The organism is Periweissella fabaria (genome assembly GCF_918814575.1).
GTDB classification, from domain to species: Bacteria; Bacillota; Bacilli; order Lactobacillales; family Lactobacillaceae; genus Periweissella; species Periweissella fabaria.
This window is the reverse complement of record NZ_CAKKNS010000001.1, coordinates 507,651-529,604: the sequence shown is the minus strand read 5'-3', so window position 1 is coordinate 529,604 and position 21,954 is coordinate 507,651. Positions and strand designations below refer to the sequence as shown.

The window sequence follows — 21,954 nt, the reverse complement described above, 5'->3', positions numbered from 1 at the left end:
CAGATACTAATTGTTTAATTACATTTTTTCACAGTGAAAGGAAGTTAACATGAAAAAAGGCCGTATTATTAATTCAGATATCTCCCGCGTGGTTGCCCAAATGGGGCACTTTGACACGCTGGCAATTGGTGATGCCGGGATGCCGGTACCCAAAGGAACTGAAAAAATTGATTTGGCAGTTACTAATAATGTGCCAAGCTTCAATGTCGTATTACAAAATGTCTTAACAGAATTAGAAGTACAAAAAATCTATTTAGCCGAAGAGATAAAAACGGCGAATCCCGGACAATTACAAGCAATTAAGACGTTGCTACCTGAAATTGAAATAGCCTTTATTCCACACGAAGATATGAAGCAACGGTTAGCTAATACCCATGCATTCATTCGAACTGGGGAAATGGCACCATATGCAAATATTATTTTGGAAAGTGGGGTAACTTTCTAAAGTAGCTAGTGAAAATCCAATATTGCCATCAATACGGAGGGGTATTATGGAAATTGCAATGCAAAACATCTTCAAAAGCTTTGGTGATAATCATGTTTTGAAGGGAGTTAACTTCACATTAGCACCGGGGGAAATTCATGCCTTAATGGGTGAAAATGGGGCTGGTAAGTCAACTTTAATGAATATTTTGACTGGCATTTTACCAATTGAGCGTGGTCAAATCAAAATTAATGGGCAGGTAACGCATTTTAAAAATGCCATGGATGCGGAATTGCATGGGATTAGTTTCATTCACCAAGAAATGAATAATTATGGTGAAATGACCGTCTTGGAAAATATGTTTATTAATCGTGAAATCACGAACCGTTTTGGGATTTTAAAAACTAGTGCTATGCGCACACAAGCCCGCAAATATCTTGATTATTTAGGGGCTGACTTTGGTTTGGATATGCCAATTCATGATTTAAGTGTTGGTAATCAGCAACTAGTTGAAATTGCTAAGTCATTGATGACGGATGCGCAAGTTATCATTATGGATGAACCGACATCAGCTTTGACAGAAAATGAAATCAACAAGCTCTTTAAAATTGTCAAAGAACTCCAAGCAACGGGCGTAGGATTTATTTATATATCCCACCGGATGGAAGAAATTACGACGCTATGTGACACGATAACAATTATGCGAGATGGTATTTCGGTCACAACGACAAAGGTGGCCGATACAAATGTGAATCAAATTGTTAAAGCTATGGTGGGGCGTGATTTAACTGAATTTTATCCAGAGCGGACAACGCAAGTCGGCGAAGTCTATTTTGAAGCGCACGGTTTGAGTCGGCAAGGCGTATTTAATGATGTTAGCTTTGATGTGCATTCCGGTGAAATTGTGGCCTTTGCGGGTTTGATGGGGGCAGGTCGGACAGAAATCATGCGCGCTATTTTTGGGATTGATCGCTTAGATCATGGCCAAATTAAAGTGAGTGGCAAAGTTGTTGAGAATCATTCGCCAGCCGCTGCCATTAAACACGGGATTGGGTTTATGACGGAAAATCGTAAAGATGAAGGGCTGATTTTAGATGCGACAATTGCTGATAATATCGATTTAGCGAGTTTACGTAGTTTTACTAAATACGGCTTAATTGACGAACATAATGATCGCATTTTTGTGGAGGCATTAATCAAGCGGCTGACAATCAAAACCCAAACGGCCGATATTGCGGTAAGTAGCTTATCAGGGGGAAATCAGCAAAAAGTCGTTTTGGCAAAATGGATTGGAGCGGGGTCGCAAGTCTTGATATTAGATGAACCAACACGCGGAGTTGATGTTGGGGCCAAACGCGAAATTTATGATTTGATGAATGAACTAACGGCACGTGGCGTCGCAATTATTATGATTTCAAGTGATTTACCAGAAGTATTAGGTATGAGTGATCGAATTAATGTCGTGTACGAAGGTAAGATTATGGGGACCTTAGCCACGAAAAATGCCACACAAGAAACGGTTATGACTTTAGCTACGGGGGGACAAATCAATGGATAACACAAAGCGTCAGCAATTCAATGTGATGGATTTTATTGGTAAATTAGGACCAGTTTTGGCATTAGCGTTTTTGGTTTTTTTAGTAACGTTGTTAAACCATAGTTTTTTAGATATTAATAATCTTTTGAATCTGTTACGGCAAGTGTCGACCAATGCGCTAATTGCATTTGGGATGACGTTTGTTATTTTGACGGCCGGGATTGATTTATCAGTTGGTTCAATTTTGGCATTTACGGGCGCAATCACCGCACAAATGATTATTGCTGGCGTTCATCCAGCATTTGCGTTCTTATTGGGTGTCTTGATTGGGGCAATTTTAGGTGGTGTAAACGGTGTGATTATTGCCTATGGTGGCGCAGCACCGTTTATTGCGACATTAGCAACGATGACAATCTATCGGGGGGCAACGTATGTTTTAACCGATGGTAATCCCATTTCTGGAGCGAAGATGACCAATAGTTTCTTCTTTCAAGTTATTGGTCGCGGGTATTTCTTGGGGATTCCTTTTCCAATTGTGATAATGCTAGTAGCGTTCATTATTTTGTATGTACTATTGCATAAAATGGCCTTTGGACGTAAGACGTATGCGATTGGTGGAAATGCGAAAGCGGCATTTGTATCGGGCATTAAAATCAATAAAATCACCATTTTGATTTATACATTATCGGGCATTATGGCCTCAATTGCGGGCTTCATTTTAACATCCCGGCTTAATTCGGCCCAACCAGATGCGGGAGTAACATATGAAATGGATGCCATTGCGGCCGTTGTCTTAGGGGGAACATCATTAGCTGGTGGTAAAGGACGGCTATTAGGCACGCTTGTAGGGGCATTAATTATTGGGACTTTAAATAACGGGATGAACTTGTTAGGAATATCTAGTTTCTACCAACAAATCGTTAAAGGAATCGTCATTATCATTGCGGTATTAATTGACCGTAAGAAAGCCGTTTAGGGGGGAGTAATATGCGTAAACAGATTAAATATCTTATCTTAGGTATAATGACTAGTTTAACCTTAATATTATTAGCCGGTTGTTCCGTAATTACGTTAGAAAATCCATACCAGAAAGTTGATAATACGGCGAAGAAAAAGCCTAAAGAAATTAGGGTTGGGGTATCGTTATCAACGTTAAATAACCCATTTTTTATCGCTGTTAAAAATGGTGTCAATGATACTGCCAAAGCGCACGGTACGAAAGTCCAAATTGCGGATGCGCAAAATAATACGGCGAAGCAAACCAATGATGTTGAAGATATGATCCAACGGGGAGTTGATATTTTAATTATTAATCCGGTTGACTCAGATGCAATTACACCTGAAGTGAAAGCGGCCAATAATGCCGGCATTCCAGTTATTACAGTTGATCGCTCATCGAGTGGTGGGAAGGTCTTGACGTTAGTGGCATCAAATTCAGTTGAAGGTGGTAACATGGCGGCTAAATTTATGCTAAAACAACTCGGGACAGATGCCAAAATCGCTGAGTTACAAGGGATTCCTGGTGCATCAGCTTCGCGTGAACGTGGGCGTGGATTTGACAATGCGGTCAAAGGGAAATTAGATATTGTGGCCAAACAAACGGCTAATTTTGATCGGGCGCAAGGGTTGACGACTACGGAAAATATTATTCAAGGTCATCCCGATATCAAAGGAATTTTCTCACAAAATGACGAAATGGCCCTGGGTGCAGTACAAGCGTTACGTAATAAACCCGATATTATGTTAGTTGGGTTTGACGGCTCCCAAGATGCTTTAACAGCAGTTAAAAATGGTCAAATGGCCGCAACGGTTGCACAAAAGCCATATCAAATGGGTAAACTGGCAATGCAAGCAGTGTATGATCATTTTGATAAAAAGACCTTACCTAAAAATATCAAATCGCCATTAGAATTAGTTGTAAATAGTAAATATCGTTAGCAAAAAACCAGTAAGCTTAGCTTACTGGTTTTTTGGTTTATGCTTCGGTAAAAAAAAGCTGGGAAGAAATTTTATCGCAATTGCTAAAATGAATGCTTGAACGGTAATGATATGATATAAGATTAAGCTAATGAGAAGCGTGAGAATTGCTAACACATTAATTGCTAACTTGACTCTTTTTAATGTCATCTGAAAACCCCCAGACAATACTTTAGCCTAATTCTAACGTGTTTTTAAGCGGTTTTCAACTAGGGATGCTTTAGAGGGGCGAACTTTAGGACTTTTTAGGAAAATCATCAATATAGGGATTACCAGCTAAGCATATAATAATTGAGATGCTTTTGATATAATTTAATAACCTTGCCTAAAATTTTAAGGCATTAAGCTGACATGTAAGTCGCACAAGGTAATGAAATGTTAAATCGACAGCCATTCAATGTTCTTTTAATAGTATTGAATGGTTAATTATTATAAGGTAGTTTTACAGATACAGATAGTTGAATTGTGAAAGGAGCATAAAATGGCATTATTAGAAGTTAGTGGTTTATCAATGAGCTATGATGAAAAGCTCTTGTATCACGATGCTGAATTTGAACTTCAGCCAGGTGAACATTTGGGAATTGTCGGCCAAAATGGAACCGGTAAATCAACGTTAATTAAGTTGATTACCGAACAAATCTTACCAATTAGTGGCACCATTAAGTGGCAAAAAGATACCCGAATCGGTTATCTTGACCAATATGCCCAAATCGATAAGCACTTGACAGTCCGGGAATTTTTGGCAACCGCATTTACCGAGCTTTATCAATTGGAAGCGCAGATGGGGGCGTATTATGACCAATATGCGGTTGATGGAGATGATCAATTATTAATCCAAGCGGGGCAAATTCAAGAACAACTTGAACAAGCTGATTTTTATGATTTAGATACTAAAGTGCAAAAAGTTATCACGGGATTGGGATTGACTGAATTAGCTGAACGCACGACTAGTGAGTTATCGGGTGGGCAACGTTCTAAAATAATTTTAGCCAAGTTGCTCCTAGCTAACGATGATGTCTTATTGTTAGACGAACCAACGAATTATCTTGATACGGCGCATATTGAATGGTTAGTTGGCTTTTTACAAGCCTTTACGGGGACAACGCTGATTGTCTCACACGATTATGATTTTTTAGAACAAGTCACCAACAGTATTGTTGATATTGCGTTTGGTAAAATGACGAAATATCGTGGGAGCTTCCAAGAGGCGATGCGCCAAAAAAATGAAAACCGTAAGCGGCAACAACGGGAATTTACGCAACAACAAGAATTAATTGCAAAGACCCAAAAATTTATTGATAAAAATCAAGCCGGTACAAAGGCTAAACAGGCTAAATCACGTGGGCGGATGTTGGATAAATTAACCTTAGTAGAAGCACCAGAACAAAGTTTACGCTCGTATTTTGACTTTCCATTATATGAAGCACCGAGCCAGGAAGTTGAAGACCCATACGCGATTTATGATGAACCATTTGATAGTGCACCGGTTCCTCCAGCCACAACGCTAACGGTTGAAGAGTTGTGCGTCGGTTACGAGCAAGCCTTGCTGCAACCAGTGACATTTGAAATGGTAGCAGGGCAAAAATTAGCCTTGGTTGGGTTTAATGGTGCTGGTAAATCAACACTAATTAAAACGATTTTGGGTCAATTAATGGCGTTAAATGGGCATGCTAGTTTTAGTGATGACGTTGTAATTAGTTACTTTAATCAAGATCTAGCCTGGGATAATGAGCAATTAACGCCTTTGGATGTTTTACGTGATCACTTTCCAGACCTTGAACTACAAGCGATTCGGCGCGCGCTAAATAACGCCGGAATTAACAAACAAAATGCCCAAAAACCGTTGGCGTTACTATCCGGTGGTGAACAAGCGAAAGTTAAATTAGCTTTAATGAAGTTAACGCCTAGTAATTTTTTAATTATGGATGAACCAACCAATCATTTGGATGAAGCAAGTAAACAAGCGTTGCAACGAGCGTTAAAGCAATTTCCAGGTAACTTAATTTTAGTTAGTCATGAAGCTGATTTTTATCAAGACTGGTTATTAGATGTGCTAGACATCAGTGATTTATCACTAAATACGCCAACCGATTAAAGGTATAAAGGAGTTCCCCTGTGAAAAAGATGTATGAATTTAAAGCGCCCAAACAACACCCCCGCGTTGTTTTTAATAAGCACTTGTTGCAAGCCGCCAAAATGGGTGTCGGTACGATGCTAAATGCATTAAGCACGGTGTTACTAGAATCCCCAATTAATCGTGACCAACCGATTAACTTAACCATTCAAGTAGATGCAGTCGCCCATACCGCACTCCCAGGATTTGATGAGTTATTTACCCACATTGAAAGTTTGCAGGCCCAAGACTCATATACGAGTGGTATTGTGGCGCAAATGGACCGCTGGCAACAATTACCCAATGTACAAACAATGATGCTAACGGCGACAAATGTGCAGCTGCCGAAGTTAAAAAAAGCGGTCCGGCGCCAATTAATGGCTAGTTCAGAATTAAACTTAGTATACGTACAAACGATGGCTAGTAAACATAAGTTAGCACCCATTAACAGTTGGATTGATTTATTTGATCATGAGCTCGCTGGTAAAAAATATGGTGGTCAAGGTAAATTAACCGCAAAAGGTTCAGCTAAAAATGAATTATTTAACCTTACTGAGCCGGGACTCCAAATCGTATTACCATGTGTCCGGCGTAATTTTATTGAACGTGAAACTCTGGTTACGGCAATTTTTGAAAATCTGTGGTTAGCAATTTTACAACAAAAATTAGTCGTAACGGTCATCCATAATCAAAAGCCGGAAGTATTTGATGAAACGACTTTGCGTGATTTGTTAATTAATTACCGGGAGGTGTTGGTCAACAAAGCTGCCGATAACGCCATTCAAGCAGCCCAGTACCTCCAAGTCTATAAGGCCACCACGCCCCGTGAAATTAAAATTGGCGATAATTCGCCAGCGACACTGAATGCGCATGTGCGGCTCGATGCTGAAAAGACCCGTGGAAAGGTGGGAATTTTTGCTAAATCTGGTCTGAAATTAGTTGATTTAGACCTTAGTCCAGTCCAAGAACATGGGTACACGGCGGTCTTGATTGCGGATGCCGATGCCACGGCGATGATTAAGCGTCTTGCGAATAAAAAGGCCAATAAATTAAATGTCAAAAACGTCCCTAACGGTAAGCATAGAAGTACCGCCAAGGCATTTCTTAAGCAATTAGAAGATCAGTTGCTGGTATTAGTTAAGCATGAAATTACTCGCCAAAAACACCAATTATTATCGCCCAATGCCGTGATGAAAATGGCCTTAACGCCATCAGCCACAGGAATTACCCAACAAGAATTAGGCCCTTACTTGCCGGAATTACAAGCCTTACAAGCTCACCCAGTAGCCCAATACCAACAAAAATTTAACATCAACTTAATGATTGGGGGTCGCTACAGTAATCGATTTGCATGGGATAAAATTGGGATTAATGCTTGGACCCAAGGGGCGGACCCATATATTATGCAAATGCCGCCGCTTGATTTAGCAACGTATTTTCCAAGCGATGAAGTGGTCACATTTTATACCCCGGAAGGGACTAAATTAACAGCCCGCCTAACGGGTCAAGGGGCCCAAGCACGGCTCGCGTTTATTGATGGTAATATTTATGAATATATCCGGCGAAGTTTAAAACTAGCCCCGAAAACGATTATTACGTTAGCCGCTTTAAAACAGTTTGGGACCAATGCCCTTACCTTTGAACGATTAACTGCCACCAAATATGCGTTAAAATTTGGTAAATGAAATAAACAATGAAAACCAGTGCAATTGTTGCGCTGGTTTTTTGGTCGTTAGAAATTGATAGTTGAAATAGCCGACATAAGGGCGTAGCATTATTTAGATATATTGGGAATTTATACAATGGAAAAGAGGGCGCAATGGCATTATTAGAAGTTAGTGGTTTATCAATGAGTTTTGCTGATAAGCAATTATATGATGACGCAGAATTTCAATTAAATAAGCACGAACACATGGGAATCGTTGGTCAAAATGGTGCGGGGAAATCAACATTAATTAAGATTTTAACCGGCCAAACATTACCGGTAGCGGGGATGATTAACTGGCAGAAAAACCTAAAAGTGGGTTATTTAGATCAATATGCAGAAGTTCCAGCTGACATGACCATGTATCAATTCCTCCAGACCGCGTTTCAAGAATTATTTGATAAAGAAGCACAAATTAATGATTTATATGCGCAATACGGTGAAACTGCCGATGACGAATTATTAGTTAAGGCCGGCCAGTTACAAGAACAGCTCGAAGCTGCTAATTTTTATGAATTAGATACTAAAATTGATAAAGTGGTGACCGGGTTAGGTTTGAATGCGATTGGTGTTGATCACTTAACTGGTGAAATGTCAGGTGGGCAACGTTCAAAAGTTATTTTAGCCAAACTGTTACTTGAAAACGATGATGTCATTATTTTAGATGAACCAACGAATAATTTAGACACGGCCCATATTGAATGGCTCGTCGAATTTTTACAAGGTTTTGATGGTGGTGCCATTATTATTTCCCATGATTACGAATTTTTAGAACAAGTGACCAATACGATTGCCGATATTGCCTTTGGGAAAATTACTAAATACCGTGGGAGTTTCCAACAAGCAATGCGTCAAAAGGCCGAAAAACGAGAACAACAATTACGTAGCTTTGAAAAGCAACAAGTTGTGATTGCAAAAGCCGAAAAATTTATTAGTAAAAATAAAGCGGGTACTAAATCAAAACAAGCGCGTTCCCGTGAAAAAATGCTGCAAAAAATGGAAATCGTTGATGCTCCAGATGAAGAATTACACGCAAGTTTTGATTTTCCATATGTACCAATGCAATCACAAGAAGTGTTACAAGTTAAGCATTTAACAGTTGGGTATACCCACGCCTTGCTAAGCCCAGTTAGTTTTGCGATGACCCACGGGCAAAAACTATTACTAAAAGGCTTTAATGGGGCCGGAAAGTCAACGTTAATTAAATCAATTTTAGGCAAGATAACGCCACTGAATGGGGAAAGTAAATTTGCGCCAGCGGTTAAAGTGAACTACTTTAATCAAGATTTAGACTGGGACGACGATAAGATGACGCCACTTGAAGTAATGGCTGATGCGTTTCCTAAATTAGAACCCCGGATGGCCCGCCAACGCCTTGGTGCAGCCGGGATTAATGCCGCCAATGCCCAAAAAGCGATGCACCTATTATCCGGTGGGGAACAAACGAAAGTTAAGTTAGCAATGATGGAATTAATTCCTAGTAACTTCTTAATCATGGATGAACCAACGAATCACTTAGATGAAGATACGAAGCAAGCGCTGAAAAAAGCCTTGATTCGATTTGAAGGTAATCTGATTCTAGTTAGCCACGAAGGAGAATTCTTCCGGGATTGGTTACCATGGGAAATTGATGTTGCGGCATTGTCATTGAAGTAAGATTAAAAGAGAATCACGATGTACTTAAAGGCCTTTTGGTATGTAAGCGCATGGTGATTTTTTAAGGTAAACTAGCCAATATTTTATTTAAAATAAATATCAGGTTGCGAGTACGGCTATAATACATTAAAGTATTAATAATAGTAATGATTATTTAATGGTTATTAAATAAAATAATAGTAAAATAGCATATATTAAATTATGTGACGATGAAATATGCGCCAGTTGAATCGTGATTTAGCGATTAAATTAGTCAAAATAAAGTAACACATATACAAAAATGGTAACACATATTAAATGGGGAAGAGTTATGTTGATTGGAATTGATTTTGGAACATATGATTCAGGGAGTGCCGTATTTACCAACGCTGGTCCCACAGTAATAAAAACTAGTACACATGCAGAAATTATATCTTCGCGCGTGGCGCTTGGAAAGCAACCGCTAGTGGGTGGCAAGATTCCTAATTACGCCTTTACTAATCGGCATGTGATTAAATCAATTAAACGTCATTTAGGGGAGGAAAACTACCGCATCTTAATTGATGGGACGTTTTATACAGCGATTGAAGTTTCGGCGTTGGTCTTAGGCGAATTGAAGCAAAATGCGGAGGCTCAATTAGGTGAAGTAGTCACGGAAACGGTCATCACGGTGCCAGTAATGTTTGATGATACCCAACGCAACGCCTTAAAGCAGGCGGCTAAGCTAGCGGGCTTTGAAAAAGTCCGGTTAGTAAATGAACCAATGGCCGTGGCGTTAGCATATGCAGCCCAACAAGATTTTAACGTGCATGAATTGAATGTGTTTTATAGTATTGGCGCGGGGATGTCAAATGCGGCCTTGGTTGAAATAAATAATGGCATTGTGGAAGTACTAGCCGCTGGCGGGAGTTCGACACTTGGTGGGGATGAGTTTGATCGCATGATTGTCGATTGGCTAGTGCAAGATTTTTATCGCCAACAAAAGATTGATTTATCTAAAGTTAGTAGCGTGATGAAACGCCTAACACTCGTGGCTGAACAAGCTAAGATTGAATTAACAACGGCGGCCCAAACAACGATTAAAGTGGTGGCTGTTGCTAACGTAGGTGATAAATCACTAGACATTGATGTTGTTTTGACACGGGAACATTTTAATGAATTAGTTACCCCACTAGTTAATGCAATTAAGGCTCCATTTGAATTCTTAATTAAAGATGCGGGTTACTTGCTTGAAGAAATTGATAATATTTTCTTAACGGGTGGTAGTAGTCAAGTGCCAGTTATTAAGGATATGATGACTAAGCTTGTTGATACGAATGTCGCCGTTATTGGTGATCAAGTACTGGCACTAAAGGGAACCACTATCCAAGCGGCGATTTTGAGTGGGACGTTACCAAATGTGACGGCCATTGATGTTACGCCCATGGCCATTATGCTAGAACAAAGTAATGGTAGTTTTGTTAAAGTAGTGACGGACAATACAGTCTTGCCGAATGTGGCCCCAAGAATTCCAGTTGATAAAACGAATTTAACCCCGTTAAATTTATTACAGGGTTCTGACCACATCCAACAATTAGGTACGATTCAGTTGCATAATATGCCGTTGGGTGCAGCAACTGATGAGTGTGAATTGGAAGTTAGTTTAGATGAAAATGGCTTTATCACGGTTAAAGTATTGAATAATACGACTAAAGATGAGCATGTGGTCTTCTTTAATGATGTGATAATCCCGGTCGCTAGTAATGCAGCAATCGCAGTCACGCCAAGTAGTAATGCCTTAAATCCAGTCGCAGGGGTGTATTATACGAGTGCATATGACGCCATTGAAGCGGCATTTGATGATGGTCAATTCAGATATTGGGATGCCAATGGACAGGTAATGCAAATTGAGGTACCACTAGACCAATATGATTTAGCAGTTACCTTAATGGCCGAACGGATTAAAAATGGTGATATTCCGACAATAACCGATCCGCAAATGGCGCAAAAAATTATTCAAAAAGGGTTGTTTTCGTATGACCAAGTCTTACATTTGGCCTTAAATGGCAATGTTGACGTAATTAAGTATGACGAAGACACGGAAACCATTGTTGCCAAAACCAAGTTATCGATTAGTGTTGCTGTGGCCTATGTGATGCAGCGGTGGGCCGGTGCTACGGAAGAAGCAGCCCTTTTAAATACCGTCTATTTAGGTTTGAAAGTTAGTGGAATTGCCTTTGCGCACGCAATCGTTGAGGCTGAATTTAAGTGTTTAGGCTTAAATCCGCAGTTGTTGAAAAATTCAGAATTAATTTTGAATACGTTAGGGCAGCCGAATAGTGTTGAAATCCTCAAGGATGCCTTTAGCGCCGTGCCAGATTTACCAGCAGCAACCGCATTAAAGGATCAAATCATGAAAAAAGAGCCTGCCATCGACTATATTGATATCGATGATATTCATATTTTATTTAAAGGGCGGGTTGAGGCGCCTATTTTATATACAGCCGTTAAGCAAGCAAATGAGCGACACAGCAATATTACAAGTACTCTGGACCAATTTACGTTAACGGATGCGGAATTTATCGTGAAGGTGGTTCGTGAGCAGTTTATCGAATTGGCTCATGAATACTGCATCTTTCCTCTAGAAGCTCGCCAATTAGTAACCCAGTTAGTGAATGATGCCTCAGGCCGGCTCGCCAATGCTTTGTATGAGTATGTCGATCCGTGGACTTTTGCCAATCAGATTCTAGGACCATTGTTTGATGATTTTGCTAAACATCGGTACTCGTACCATTTAGCGTTAGATATGTTATTAGCACCATTGAAGCTAATCTTGGAAGATGCGAGTGATGTTGAATTTGATGAGTTTTAAGGATACAAGCGTTTGAAATTAAAGTTGATAATCAAAAAGCCCCTATTTATTAATAATAGGGGCTTTTTTTGTGCGCGCTTTTTTGCGTAACGGACAAACTGATGTCGTGTTTTTGTAATAGTTGCGGATGCTCCGAAATTTACGCGCAATATATAAAGCAATCAACGATGAAAGTATAATCATGATAATTCTCCAATTATTAAGTTAATAACTATTATCATAATATATTAATACTTTCTTGTAAAACTTTAAAAATATTTAATATTTGTAAAAGGGATTCAGCGCATAAAATTTGATATTTATGACTTAAGTACATTTTTAATTGATATTGGTGATTAAATAACGCTAAAATAGAAAGATGTACTAATAACAGGAGTAATTTAATGAATAAACGTAAAATCTTTGGGGGGATGTTATTACTAGTAAGTCTCTTATTAGTAGGTTGTGGCCGTTCGGAGGCACAGCCAGCATCAACAAAAGACCGGCAAGTTCATGATACAGATATGACAATTGCAACGCAGCAACCGATGCCAGCAGTTGTTTGGAGCAACCGCCAAGCTTTAGCCCTTGATCAATTTGTTAAACAATGGCAAAAGACGTATAAACCACAGCGTCATTTTTTGAGATATTTTCCAGGGGTAGCGGGGAGTAACTACATGGGTTATAGTTTTCCGCAAGATTTTAGCAGACGTAATCTAATTTATAATGGTGGGCAAATTAAAATCGGACTCAGTAAAGACGGGGCTGATCGCTATAATTATAATGTGGTTGCCGTCTATTCGGATGCCACTAATGCGACTAAGGAAAACACGGATCACTTATATATTATGACCATTCATAATGGCCAGCCCGTGGTGTTAGTTAATACCACAGACCCACAGCCTAAAAAAGGGTTCATCTATTTAAAAGTATCCCAAAATAAAGCTTTAACAACGGCATTTGCTAGTATTTTACATGCTAAGCCACAAGCGTTGAATGCATTAGCTGGTGATAAAAAATGGCCGCTGATCACGTTTGACGGAATGACATTTGATTATCGCCAATTAGGTGCGATGTTAGAAAGCTATCTATCCCTTTCTAATGAACGTATTACCTCGATTGCTGGTGAGGAAAGCTTTTCAATCATGCATGTCGAGAAAGGGCCGTTAACAATCGGTTATTATAATTTGAGTCCTAAAAGTGCCTACACGTATGATGCTAAGGAATTAGTGATGAAATCTAATGACTTAGTGAATCCAACAGCAACGATTGGCTTACACGATTTGATTATGAGTACTTACCGCACTCGTAAGCAACAACAAGATATTAATTATGCCGCCCAAATTATTAATTTAAAACCATAATGGTAGCGACTACCCAAAATATACGTAAAAAAGCTAGGAAGATTTATTTTTCCTAGCTTTTTTGGTGTTTAGGACGCATAAAGGCACCTATTACGAAAAAAGATTAACGATTAATAGTTATTAAATAGGCCTGTAATTATTTGTTAAGGATTGGTTGGTATGATGAATTCATAGCTTAACAGCAAACCAAATTTAAGAATATCTCAAGGAGAAAACATCATGAAAAAATCTAAATTACTTGGAACTTTAGTTGCAGTAGGGGTCGCTGGTATTTTACTGGCTGCGTGTGGTAGTAACGCTGCAAAATCATCATCATCAACTAAGAGCAGTGATGCCGCTAGCTCAATGACTAAAATGGTTGATACTGCGGCCTTCACCGGTTCATTCAAGGGTGATAACAAAATGAAGGTGGCCGGTAATGTAAGTATTAAAGATGGTAAGTTAACGTTAACTGATTTTAGCACTTCTGCTGGTCCTGACTTGCACGTTTACTTAGCTAAGGGCACTGATCCAAAAACAGGGGTTGATTTAGCACCAATCTCATTAACTAAAAAGACGCAAAGCTTTAGCTTAAAAGGTACGGATGTCAAAAAGTACAGTGATGTCTTAATCTTCTGTGATAAAGCCCACGCATTGTTTGGTCACGCAACGTACAATGCCGCTGCTGCCCCAGCAATGACTATGGATACAGCCGCAACATTATCAGGTTCATTTAAAGGCCAAAATGGTAAGCAAGTTTAAGGGGATGTGACCGTCAACGCTAATGAAATTGACCTTTCAAACTTTAAAACGGTTGCCGGTCCTGACTTACACATCTACCTTTCAAAAGATGGTTCAGTTGATAACGGGGCCATTAACCTTGGTAAAATCAGCTTAACTGACGCTAACCAAAAGATCAAAGTACCAGCTGGAACTAACATCAGCGATTTCAAACAAGTTCTTATCCACTGTGATGAAGCACACGTTACGTTTGGTGCTGCTGACGTCAAGTAATTAACTGAAAGTAGGAAAATCAATGGCAAAAGTTAGCAATATTGGCTTCTCAATTATCCGAATCTTATTAGGAATATCATGGTTGCAACAAGGATTATTCAAATTCCAAGCTCATTTTGATATTTTTGGCTTAGTCAACTCAATTCATCAAACTAGTAACGGGATTCCGGCATGGTATCAAGCCTTTGTGGTCCATGTTGTCGGGCATCTGGTGCCAGTATTTAATATTTTGATTCCGCTTGGAGAAGTTTGCGTTGGCTTAGGCTTGATTTTTGGAGTATTCACTAAGGGTGCTTTGGTAGGTGCTGTCTTTATGAATACTAACTACTGGTTATCAAATATGATCTATATTTATCCAATCCAAATGTTGACGGCAATTTTAGTAATTGTGTTCTTTAAATACGCTAATCACTACCGGGTATTTAAATTAATTACAAAATTTAAGCCAAAGCGGAATCATGAATTAATGATGTAGTACACTATACTTATACAACTTAATTAATAGCATTTAATAAGAATGACCCCATACACCATTCTTAGCAAACGAAAAAAGTACGATGTCAGTTCATGGCTCGTGCATTTTTTCGTATACATAGACTAAGTAACCAACCCATCGGAGGATGAATTATGGCTAAAAATATCTTACTAGTTGATGATGAACAAATGATTATTGAAATTGCAAAAAAATATTTAGAAAAAGAAGGTTACGGCGTGTTTCAAGCGACGGATGCGGCCTTAGCCTTACAGATTTTGGAGAATCAAACGATTGACTTAGTAATTACTGATATCATGATGCCAGAGATGGATGGGTATGAATTTATCCTAGAAGTCCTTGAAAAATATGAGAAGATGCCATTTATCTTTATTTCCGCTAAAAGTGCGAATCAAGATAAATTATATTCGTTGACGTTGGGCGCAGATGATTACTTAACGAAACCATTTAACCCGTTGGAATTAGTCTTGCGGGTCAAAAATATTTTACGGCGGGTCTATCCTGAAGCAACGCAAAAATTACAGTTTGGTAATTTAGTGATTGATCATGATCGCTATATTGCTAGTATTAATGAACAACCGATTGAGTTAACGAGCAAGGAATTTACCTTACTGTGGACATTGGCCAAAGAACCCGATAAAGTTTTTTCAAAATCTGAATTACTGCATCTAGTTTGGGAGTCAGAATTTATGGATGATATGAATACGGTGAATGTGTATATTCATCGGCTCCGTGAAAAACTCAATCAGTTTGGTAATGAAGAGGGGATGCCAATTATCAAGACCGTGTGGGGCATTGGTTATAAATTGGAGGTTAGCGCATGAAATTAAAACAATTACTGGCTTTAATATATGTTGCGATTTTGCTATGTATGGCAATCGGAACCATTGTGTTCTTGAAGTTAATGTATATTGATGCTCGGACTGCCAGTTATGTGATGACGGCGACCATTATTTCGACCATTTTATTTGCGGTCATTAATTACTTTGTCATTAAGCCGTTACTGGATACGATTATGAATTTACAAAAGGCGAGCCAACAAAATGCGGCCGGCCATTTTACAACGTTGAAAAAATATCCATTTGCCACTGAATTAGCCGCGTTAACGAAAGATTACAATACGATGGTCGATCAAATTACGCAGCAAGTTGAAGACTTGAAACAGAGTGAAAAAGAAAAAAATGAAATGATTGGTAATCTATCGCATGATATTAAAACCCCGGTCGCCTCATTAATTGCGATTGGCCAAGCTTTGTCGGATGATATTTTGACCGAGGAAGAAAAGGCCCATTATCTCCAAGCGGTCGCAGAAAATGCGCAACGAATTACGGTCTTAGCCGATGAATTGTTGCAAGTAACCGTTGATAACGCCAATGATCCGGCCCAAGTTCTGACCGGTGAAGTGATGGTTGATAATGTGTTAATTAAAGTTTTAAACGCCTTTAAGCCCCGCATTGATCATGACCAACGTGAAATTATGATTTCTGGCCTAGAGGCAGTACCGGCAATTCGGGCCAATGAAGATGCGGTATATCGCATTTTGTATAATGTAATTGAAAATAGTTTGAAGTATTCTCAAAGTGGTACCCCGATTCAAATCAATGTTAACGTCGAAAACGAAATGGTTCAGATGACGGTTGCTGATGAAGGCCAAGGGATTGCTGCTGATGAATTACCTAAGATTTTTCAGCGAACATATCGGATTGAGAAATCACGTAACCAAGCGACCGGGGGACATGGCTTAGGATTATTTATTACTAAAAATTTAGTTGAAAAATTGGGCGGTAAAATTGCCGTCACCTCAAAAGTCGGTCAAGGTAGTCAATTTTCCGTAGCGTTACCAGTCTATCTTAACTAGATATTGGTATATGCAACAATCAAATAAGTTAGTAAAACAGCGCCTGGAAAGCATTGCTTTCTAGACGCTGTTTTTCGATTAACAAAATTGTAAGGAATGGTAATTTTTACAGAACAATTGTTTGGAAACCGCTGAAACTCTGGTATGATGGTATAATACAAAATCTAACATGAATGGCTTTTGTAAGCGAACAAAAATAGATTTAATCAGAATTAATTTCGGAGCACAACAATGACAACTGTAATTCTAGCTGAAAAGCCAAGTCAAGCTAAGGCGTATGTTGATAGCTTGGCAACGGCGACTAAGCATGCGGGATACTACACGGTAAGTGATCCAATATTACCTAACGAGACATTTGTAACGTACGGGTTTGGCCACTTAGTGGAGCTAGTTACCCCTGATAAATATGATGTAAAATACAAACGCTGGGCATTAAATAACTTACCGATTTTTCCGGAGCATTATAAATACACGGTTCCAGCCGATAAGCAAGCCCAGTTTAAAATAGTCAAAGAACTCCTTACAAAGGCTCAGACAATTATTGTTGCTACTGATGCTGATCGTGAGGGGGAAAATATTGCTTGGTCAATTATGGTCCATGCCAAGGTTAATTTTAAAAACACAGAAATTAAACGCCTCTGGATTAATAGTCTCGAACCCGCAGCTATTCGCAATGGGCTAATTAATCTAAAACCAGGCTGGGATTATTATCCGAAATACTTAGAAGCCCAGACACGGGAAATTAGTGACTGGCTAGTTGGGATGAATGCCAGTCCGTTGTATACGTTATTATTGAAACAATATGGCATTGATGAAACGTTTTCAGTTGGACGAGTTCAAACCCCGACTTTAGAAATTGTCCACGAACGGCAAGCAACAATTGAAAACTTTGTGCCCGAGCGGTATTTACAATTAGAAGCGTTAATCACTACCAAAACCAAGTTAGCATTTAAGGCGCAGTTGCAGCCGAATTTGAAATTTAGTGATGACGAACAATTAATGGCGTTCATGAATAGTAAACACCTTAATGCCGGACCGCAATATGGGGAAGTCATTGATATTACGACAACCCCCAAAGTGGTTGCTAGTCCGCGCTTATTTTCATTATCGAGTTTACAAAGCCAAGCTAACCGGCTGTTTAAAGTTAGTGCCAGTGCAACATTAAAAGCTGTCCAAAATCTGTATGAAGCGAAGTTATTGACGTATCCACGTACAGATAGTAATTATATAACTAACAATGAATTTAACTACTTAAAAGAACATCTTGGTCAATACAAACAATTTTTAAACACGGCGATTACGACGCCTAATATGCAGCCGCAATCACGATATGTTAATGATGCTAAAGTCCAAGAACACCATGCTATTATTGTAACCCGCACCATTCCAACAGCCCAATCTTTTGCTAAATTAGGCCGCTTAGAACAACAAATATATCTGCTCGTATTGCGGACCACAGTCGCAATGTTTGCCAGTGGCTATATGTATGATGAAACTGTTTTGGTCCTTAAAATTGCTGCTGCCGAGTTTAAAAAGATTGGCCGGATTGAAAATCAACGTGGTTGGAAAGAATTGTTTGGTAATGACAAAAAGCTAGATGATGAAGATGATTTACCTAAATTAGCGGTCGGTGAATTGGTGGATGCTGATGTTATGGTCGTTGAAAAGTTTACCCAACCGCCAGAATTGCTCACGGAAGGGACGTTGATTACGGCGATGAAGCGTGCGGGAAAATTAGTTGATGATACCCAAGAACAAGCAATCTTGAAGGAAACGGAAGGGATTGGGACTGAGGCGACCCGGGCGAATATTATTGATAAATTAAAGGTTAAAAAGTATCTCACCGTTGAGCAAAATAATTTAACCGTTAGTCCTGCGGGCCAAATTTTATGTCAAGCAGTAGCGTCACAACCATTATTAGTAAGTCCGGAATTGACGGCTAAATGGGAAGTGGCCTTACAACAAATTAGCCAACAAACCCGGACCCCCGAAAATTTCTTGAAGCAAATTAAGCATTTTGTCAGTGACATTATTGCCAATACCCCAGCACGGTTGGCCAGTGATCAAGTATTGCAAAAGCAAATCGAGTTGTATAAGCAAACATTAGTTAAGCAATCAACACAAGCAGTCTTGGGGCAATGTCCGCGTTGTCAAATTGGCCTGATTACCGATAAAGGTAAATTTTATGGCTGCAGTAACTACGCAGCATCTGATGATGGTTGTCGGTTTACATTACCCAAACGCTGGAGTGGTAAGCAAATTCCGGCCGGAGCATTACAAAACTTACTCCAAGGACAAGAGACGCAAGTCTTAAAGGGTTTTAAGAGTAAAGCGGGTAACTCGTTTAGTGCCAAGTTAAAGATGACCGATGATAAGTTGACCTTTGTATTCACCGATAACAAAGCCAAGGTCTAATAAGGGCGCTTAAAACCCGTGCTAGCAGGCTAATATCTTCGCAACATACAAAATAAGCCTCCTTGAAGAAAAATTCTTCAGGAAGGCTTATTTCTGTATTTGGTGATACCGTCAAACTTCGACTGCCGGCTTTTTAATAGCTAGAATTTAGTGAATTTTTGAAATTCTTTGGGCGTAATTTGGGTATATTTAACGAACTCACGGGTGAAATGACTTGTATCGTAATATTGGAGCCGCTCAGCAACTTCAAAAATTTTCAAATTATGTTCAGCAGATAGTAAGGTACATGCCGTTAAAATCTTTTGTTCGTTAATATAATCTAGCGGGGTTGTATTGAGATCTTCTTTGATTAAGCGGCGTAGTTGAGGCCCGCTAATCCCAATTTGGTCCGCAAGGGTGCTGACGGATATTTTCTCAAAGATATTTTGTTGGACTAAATATCTAAACATTGAAACTGGGGTCCGGTATGAGCGCTCTGGAATCGTAAATAATTCCGCCATAAATTCTTCAATAAGAGGTATAAACGGCGGTTTAATCGTTTCAATCTTGTGGAGATATTGATCACTAATCGTGTAGACATAATCAGCATTCAGCCCGGCTGAGATGGCAATTTGTGTGATGTTAGCAATTAGGGCCACTAGTAAGTAGTCGGCCCGGACATTTGGAGGTAATTGCCCGGTTTGCCGATACTGTTGGTAGGCTTGGTTGGAATGCATGATTTTAGTAAGCGTGTGCATACAAGTTGTCAAATCATGATTTGCAATGGCCATTGTTAGGGCATTACGTAAAATACTATTAGTGGCCTTACTTGTGGGAATTTGTAAAACAGGGGTGCTGATAGCATTGGTTGAAATTTCACTGATGTATTTAAAGATAATGGGCGTTTTTTGATAAACGGATAGAATGACATCACGTAAAAAGCCTTGTTGATGATGTGCACTTGAACTGGGGAAATCAGACGCTTTCCGTGGTTGGGCGAGCATAAAAAAGGTTTCAACATGACCAATAAGATAAACCGCATCATCAGTAATTAAACCGACAAACGTATTATTGGTTGCTAACGTACTCTTAATTTGTTGATGAATATCGGCGGATACTTTGGGGATTTTCAACGTATGTAAATCAGGGATGGTTGAAAACTCATATTGTAACCAGGCTGACATGGTCCGTAATTTTTCAATATTAGTTGGCATAACAGGAACTCTTTCAGATGTATATTATTAAAGTTATGTATTTTTTATCCTATATGATGCGGAAATGTACATTTTAAATTGTTAGTAATAATTGTATAATTATTAGGTATCCATTAGCTGGGGGGCTTAATGAATATATTAGCTGAAATCAAGTGATTTCACTAGTTAGTTGAGTACGCACTAAGCTATCATCGGGGGGACGCTTTGAAAAGCGATAAACACATAATTTTATTACAGTATAGATTAAACGTATTCACTTTAATAGCCAAAAATCACACATATATGTGATTTTTTTTTTGCGCTAAATTCCCTAAAGATAAAATGTTATCAAATTAGCCGTTTGTGGATAGCCTTTTGGTGGTAAGTATATTAATATTATATGTTAATAGAATATTTAGCAGATAGGAGACAAAAGGTGCAAAAATTGATTCAAGGTATCTTAGCATTTATCTTAGGGGTAATTAGCTGCATGGTAATAGTACCAGCAGAGCCGGTTGCCGCGGCCCAAGCATCAGCCGAATTTGAATTAACGCCTATTTTGCCTAAAAACCAATTACCACAAGTTCGTAGTCATTTCTCGTTAAATGTCCGGCCACAACAAGTCCAAGCTTTACAAGTGGTTGTCACAAATTTAACGGACCATAAACTGACGGTTTATCAATCAACGGGGAATGCGTTTACGAAAACTAATGGGGACATTTCTACAAAGCATCCTCAAGCAGGGGAAGCATTTAAAGCGGATAGCTCATTAAAATATCCATTTGTGGATAGCTTTCGCATTTCAGGGCCTAAAAAGCTTACCTTGATGCCCCACGAACATGTGACGGTGACAGGGAGCTTTATTGGTAACGTTGATTTACGGTTTGCGGGTTTAATAATGGGTGGCTGGAACTTTACGACGCAACATGCGCATGAACGTGTTGCGACTAACCAGTCAATGTGGGTTGATTTACATGTAACCAAGCACATCCAACCAAATATTATTTTGCAAGGCGTCACAGTTGCGAATAATGATCATCATGAAAAATTGGTGGCCCGAATTCAAAATCCATTACCTGGTTTATTCCATGGTTTTATCAATGCAACGGTTATTAATGATAAAAAGCAAATTGTGAGTCAAGTTGAGTATCCCCAAATGCAAATTGCGCCCAATTCTAATTTTGATTTAGATGTATTAGCCAGTGGGGTCCATTTACAATCTGGAAAATATACGTTGAAAATTGATGCTGAAAATGCGCTAAGTAAGCAACAATGGCATCTGGCTCGTCAGTTAACGATTGCTAAAAATGGCCATCGGCAAGCTGTTACAGCAGACAATAAACCATTTTCATGGGGCTGGATTTTTGGTGGTGTTAGTGGCATCATTGCCTTAATTGCAATTGGTGGTTGGATTAGCAGTCACCGTAAACAACAGTAA

General features: G+C 39.2%; 17 protein-coding genes. 16 read left to right on the top strand and 1 reads right to left on the bottom strand.

Going from position 1 to position 21,954, the window contains the following annotated elements:
• Positions 1 to 49 precede the first annotated feature (49 nt).
• From rbsD to LQZ75_RS02585, 15 genes are all read left to right on the top strand, one after another.
• The gene (gene rbsD, locus LQZ75_RS02655) at positions 50 to 445 is read left to right on the top strand and encodes a D-ribose pyranase (RefSeq protein WP_230096299.1); all 396 of its coding nucleotides are present in this window, start codon (positions 50 to 52) and stop codon (positions 443 to 445) included.
• A 46-nt stretch (positions 446 to 491) separates the two neighbouring features.
• Positions 492 to 1,982, top strand: coding sequence for a sugar ABC transporter ATP-binding protein (locus tag LQZ75_RS02650; RefSeq protein WP_230096298.1), 1,491 nt, complete (start codon positions 492 to 494; stop codon positions 1,980 to 1,982).
• A complete protein-coding gene (locus LQZ75_RS02645; RefSeq protein ID WP_230096297.1) occupies positions 1,975 to 2,937 on the top strand; it encodes an ABC transporter permease subunit in 963 nt (320 codons plus the stop codon). The genes LQZ75_RS02650 and LQZ75_RS02645 overlap by 8 nt, the downstream gene beginning before the upstream one ends.
• 11 nt (positions 2,938 to 2,948) lie before the next feature.
• Positions 2,949 to 3,899 carry a D-ribose ABC transporter substrate-binding protein gene (locus LQZ75_RS02640; RefSeq protein ID WP_230096296.1) on the top strand — a complete coding sequence of 317 codons (951 nt, stop codon included), beginning with the start codon at positions 2,949 to 2,951 and terminating at the stop codon, positions 3,897 to 3,899.
• Between the two features lie 520 nt (positions 3,900 to 4,419).
• Positions 4,420 to 6,033, top strand: coding sequence for an ABC-F family ATP-binding cassette domain-containing protein (locus LQZ75_RS02635; protein ID WP_230096295.1), 1,614 nt, complete (start codon positions 4,420 to 4,422; stop codon positions 6,031 to 6,033).
• A gap of 20 nt (positions 6,034 to 6,053) precedes the next feature.
• Entirely contained in the window at positions 6,054 to 7,736 is a 1,683-nt protein-coding gene (locus LQZ75_RS02630; protein ID WP_230096294.1) for a hypothetical protein, read from the top strand.
• A 134-nt stretch (positions 7,737 to 7,870) separates the two neighbouring features.
• Positions 7,871 to 9,412, top strand: coding sequence for an ABC-F family ATP-binding cassette domain-containing protein (locus tag LQZ75_RS02625; RefSeq protein WP_230096293.1), 1,542 nt, complete (start codon positions 7,871 to 7,873; stop codon positions 9,410 to 9,412).
• A 310-nt stretch (positions 9,413 to 9,722) separates the two neighbouring features.
• Positions 9,723 to 12,242 (top strand): Hsp70 family protein, encoded by a 2,520-nt coding sequence (locus LQZ75_RS02620; protein WP_230096292.1) that lies wholly within the window; start codon positions 9,723 to 9,725, stop codon positions 12,240 to 12,242.
• Between the two features lie 383 nt (positions 12,243 to 12,625).
• Complete coding sequence (locus tag LQZ75_RS02615; protein ID WP_230096291.1) at positions 12,626 to 13,585, top strand: DUF4767 domain-containing protein; 960 nt, start codon at positions 12,626 to 12,628, stop codon at positions 13,583 to 13,585.
• A gap of 219 nt (positions 13,586 to 13,804) precedes the next feature.
• The gene (locus tag LQZ75_RS02610) at positions 13,805 to 14,326 is read left to right on the top strand and encodes a DM13 domain-containing protein (RefSeq protein ID WP_230096290.1); all 522 of its coding nucleotides are present in this window, start codon (positions 13,805 to 13,807) and stop codon (positions 14,324 to 14,326) included.
• 6 nt (positions 14,327 to 14,332) lie between these two features.
• Entirely contained in the window at positions 14,333 to 14,578 is a 246-nt protein-coding gene (locus LQZ75_RS02605) for a DM13 domain-containing protein (protein WP_230096289.1), read from the top strand.
• Between the two features lie 22 nt (positions 14,579 to 14,600).
• Entirely contained in the window at positions 14,601 to 15,053 is a 453-nt protein-coding gene (locus LQZ75_RS02600) for a DoxX family membrane protein (protein ID WP_230096288.1), read from the top strand.
• A 152-nt stretch (positions 15,054 to 15,205) separates the two neighbouring features.
• Positions 15,206 to 15,895: a response regulator transcription factor gene (locus LQZ75_RS02595; RefSeq protein WP_230096287.1), complete on the top strand. Its 690-nt coding sequence runs from the start codon at positions 15,206 to 15,208 to the stop codon at positions 15,893 to 15,895.
• Positions 15,892 to 16,929: a sensor histidine kinase gene (locus LQZ75_RS02590; RefSeq protein WP_230096286.1), complete on the top strand. Its 1,038-nt coding sequence runs from the start codon at positions 15,892 to 15,894 to the stop codon at positions 16,927 to 16,929. Before LQZ75_RS02595 ends, LQZ75_RS02590 begins: the two co-directional genes overlap by 4 nt.
• A 231-nt stretch (positions 16,930 to 17,160) precedes the next feature.
• Positions 17,161 to 19,344: a type IA DNA topoisomerase gene (locus LQZ75_RS02585; RefSeq protein ID WP_230096285.1), complete on the top strand. Its 2,184-nt coding sequence runs from the start codon at positions 17,161 to 17,163 to the stop codon at positions 19,342 to 19,344.
• Between the two features lie 140 nt (positions 19,345 to 19,484).
• On the opposite strand, the gene LQZ75_RS02580 is transcribed toward LQZ75_RS02585, so the two are convergent.
• Entirely contained in the window at positions 19,485 to 20,537 is a 1,053-nt protein-coding gene (locus LQZ75_RS02580) for a helix-turn-helix domain-containing protein (RefSeq protein ID WP_230096284.1), read from the bottom strand.
• Positions 20,538 to 20,952: 415 nt separating this feature from the next.
• Here LQZ75_RS02580 and LQZ75_RS02575 point away from each other — a divergent pair, with 415 nt between their 5' ends.
• Complete coding sequence (locus LQZ75_RS02575) at positions 20,953 to 21,954, top strand: WxL protein peptidoglycan domain-containing protein (protein ID WP_230096283.1); 1,002 nt, start codon at positions 20,953 to 20,955, stop codon at positions 21,952 to 21,954.

Coding starts and splice junctions, on each gene's coding strand:
- rbsD (WP_230096299.1), top strand. CDS start 50: ATGAAAAAAGGCCGTATTATTAATTCAGATATCTCCCGCGTGGTTGCC.
- LQZ75_RS02650 (WP_230096298.1), top strand. CDS start 492: ATGGAAATTGCAATGCAAAACATCTTCAAAAGCTTTGGTGATAATCAT.
- LQZ75_RS02645 (WP_230096297.1), top strand. CDS start 1,975: ATGGATAACACAAAGCGTCAGCAATTCAATGTGATGGATTTTATTGGT.
- LQZ75_RS02640 (WP_230096296.1), top strand. CDS start 2,949: ATGCGTAAACAGATTAAATATCTTATCTTAGGTATAATGACTAGTTTA.
- LQZ75_RS02635 (WP_230096295.1), top strand. CDS start 4,420: ATGGCATTATTAGAAGTTAGTGGTTTATCAATGAGCTATGATGAAAAG.
- LQZ75_RS02625 (WP_230096293.1), top strand. CDS start 7,871: ATGGCATTATTAGAAGTTAGTGGTTTATCAATGAGTTTTGCTGATAAG.
- LQZ75_RS02620 (WP_230096292.1), top strand. CDS start 9,723: ATGTTGATTGGAATTGATTTTGGAACATATGATTCAGGGAGTGCCGTA.
- LQZ75_RS02615 (WP_230096291.1), top strand. CDS start 12,626: ATGAATAAACGTAAAATCTTTGGGGGGATGTTATTACTAGTAAGTCTC.
- LQZ75_RS02610 (WP_230096290.1), top strand. CDS start 13,805: ATGAAAAAATCTAAATTACTTGGAACTTTAGTTGCAGTAGGGGTCGCT.
- LQZ75_RS02600 (WP_230096288.1), top strand. CDS start 14,601: ATGGCAAAAGTTAGCAATATTGGCTTCTCAATTATCCGAATCTTATTA.
- LQZ75_RS02595 (WP_230096287.1), top strand. CDS start 15,206: ATGGCTAAAAATATCTTACTAGTTGATGATGAACAAATGATTATTGAA.
- LQZ75_RS02590 (WP_230096286.1), top strand. CDS start 15,892: ATGAAATTAAAACAATTACTGGCTTTAATATATGTTGCGATTTTGCTA.
- LQZ75_RS02585 (WP_230096285.1), top strand. CDS start 17,161: ATGACAACTGTAATTCTAGCTGAAAAGCCAAGTCAAGCTAAGGCGTAT.
- LQZ75_RS02580 (WP_230096284.1), bottom strand. CDS start 20,537: ATGCCAACTAATATTGAAAAATTACGGACCATGTCAGCCTGGTTACAA.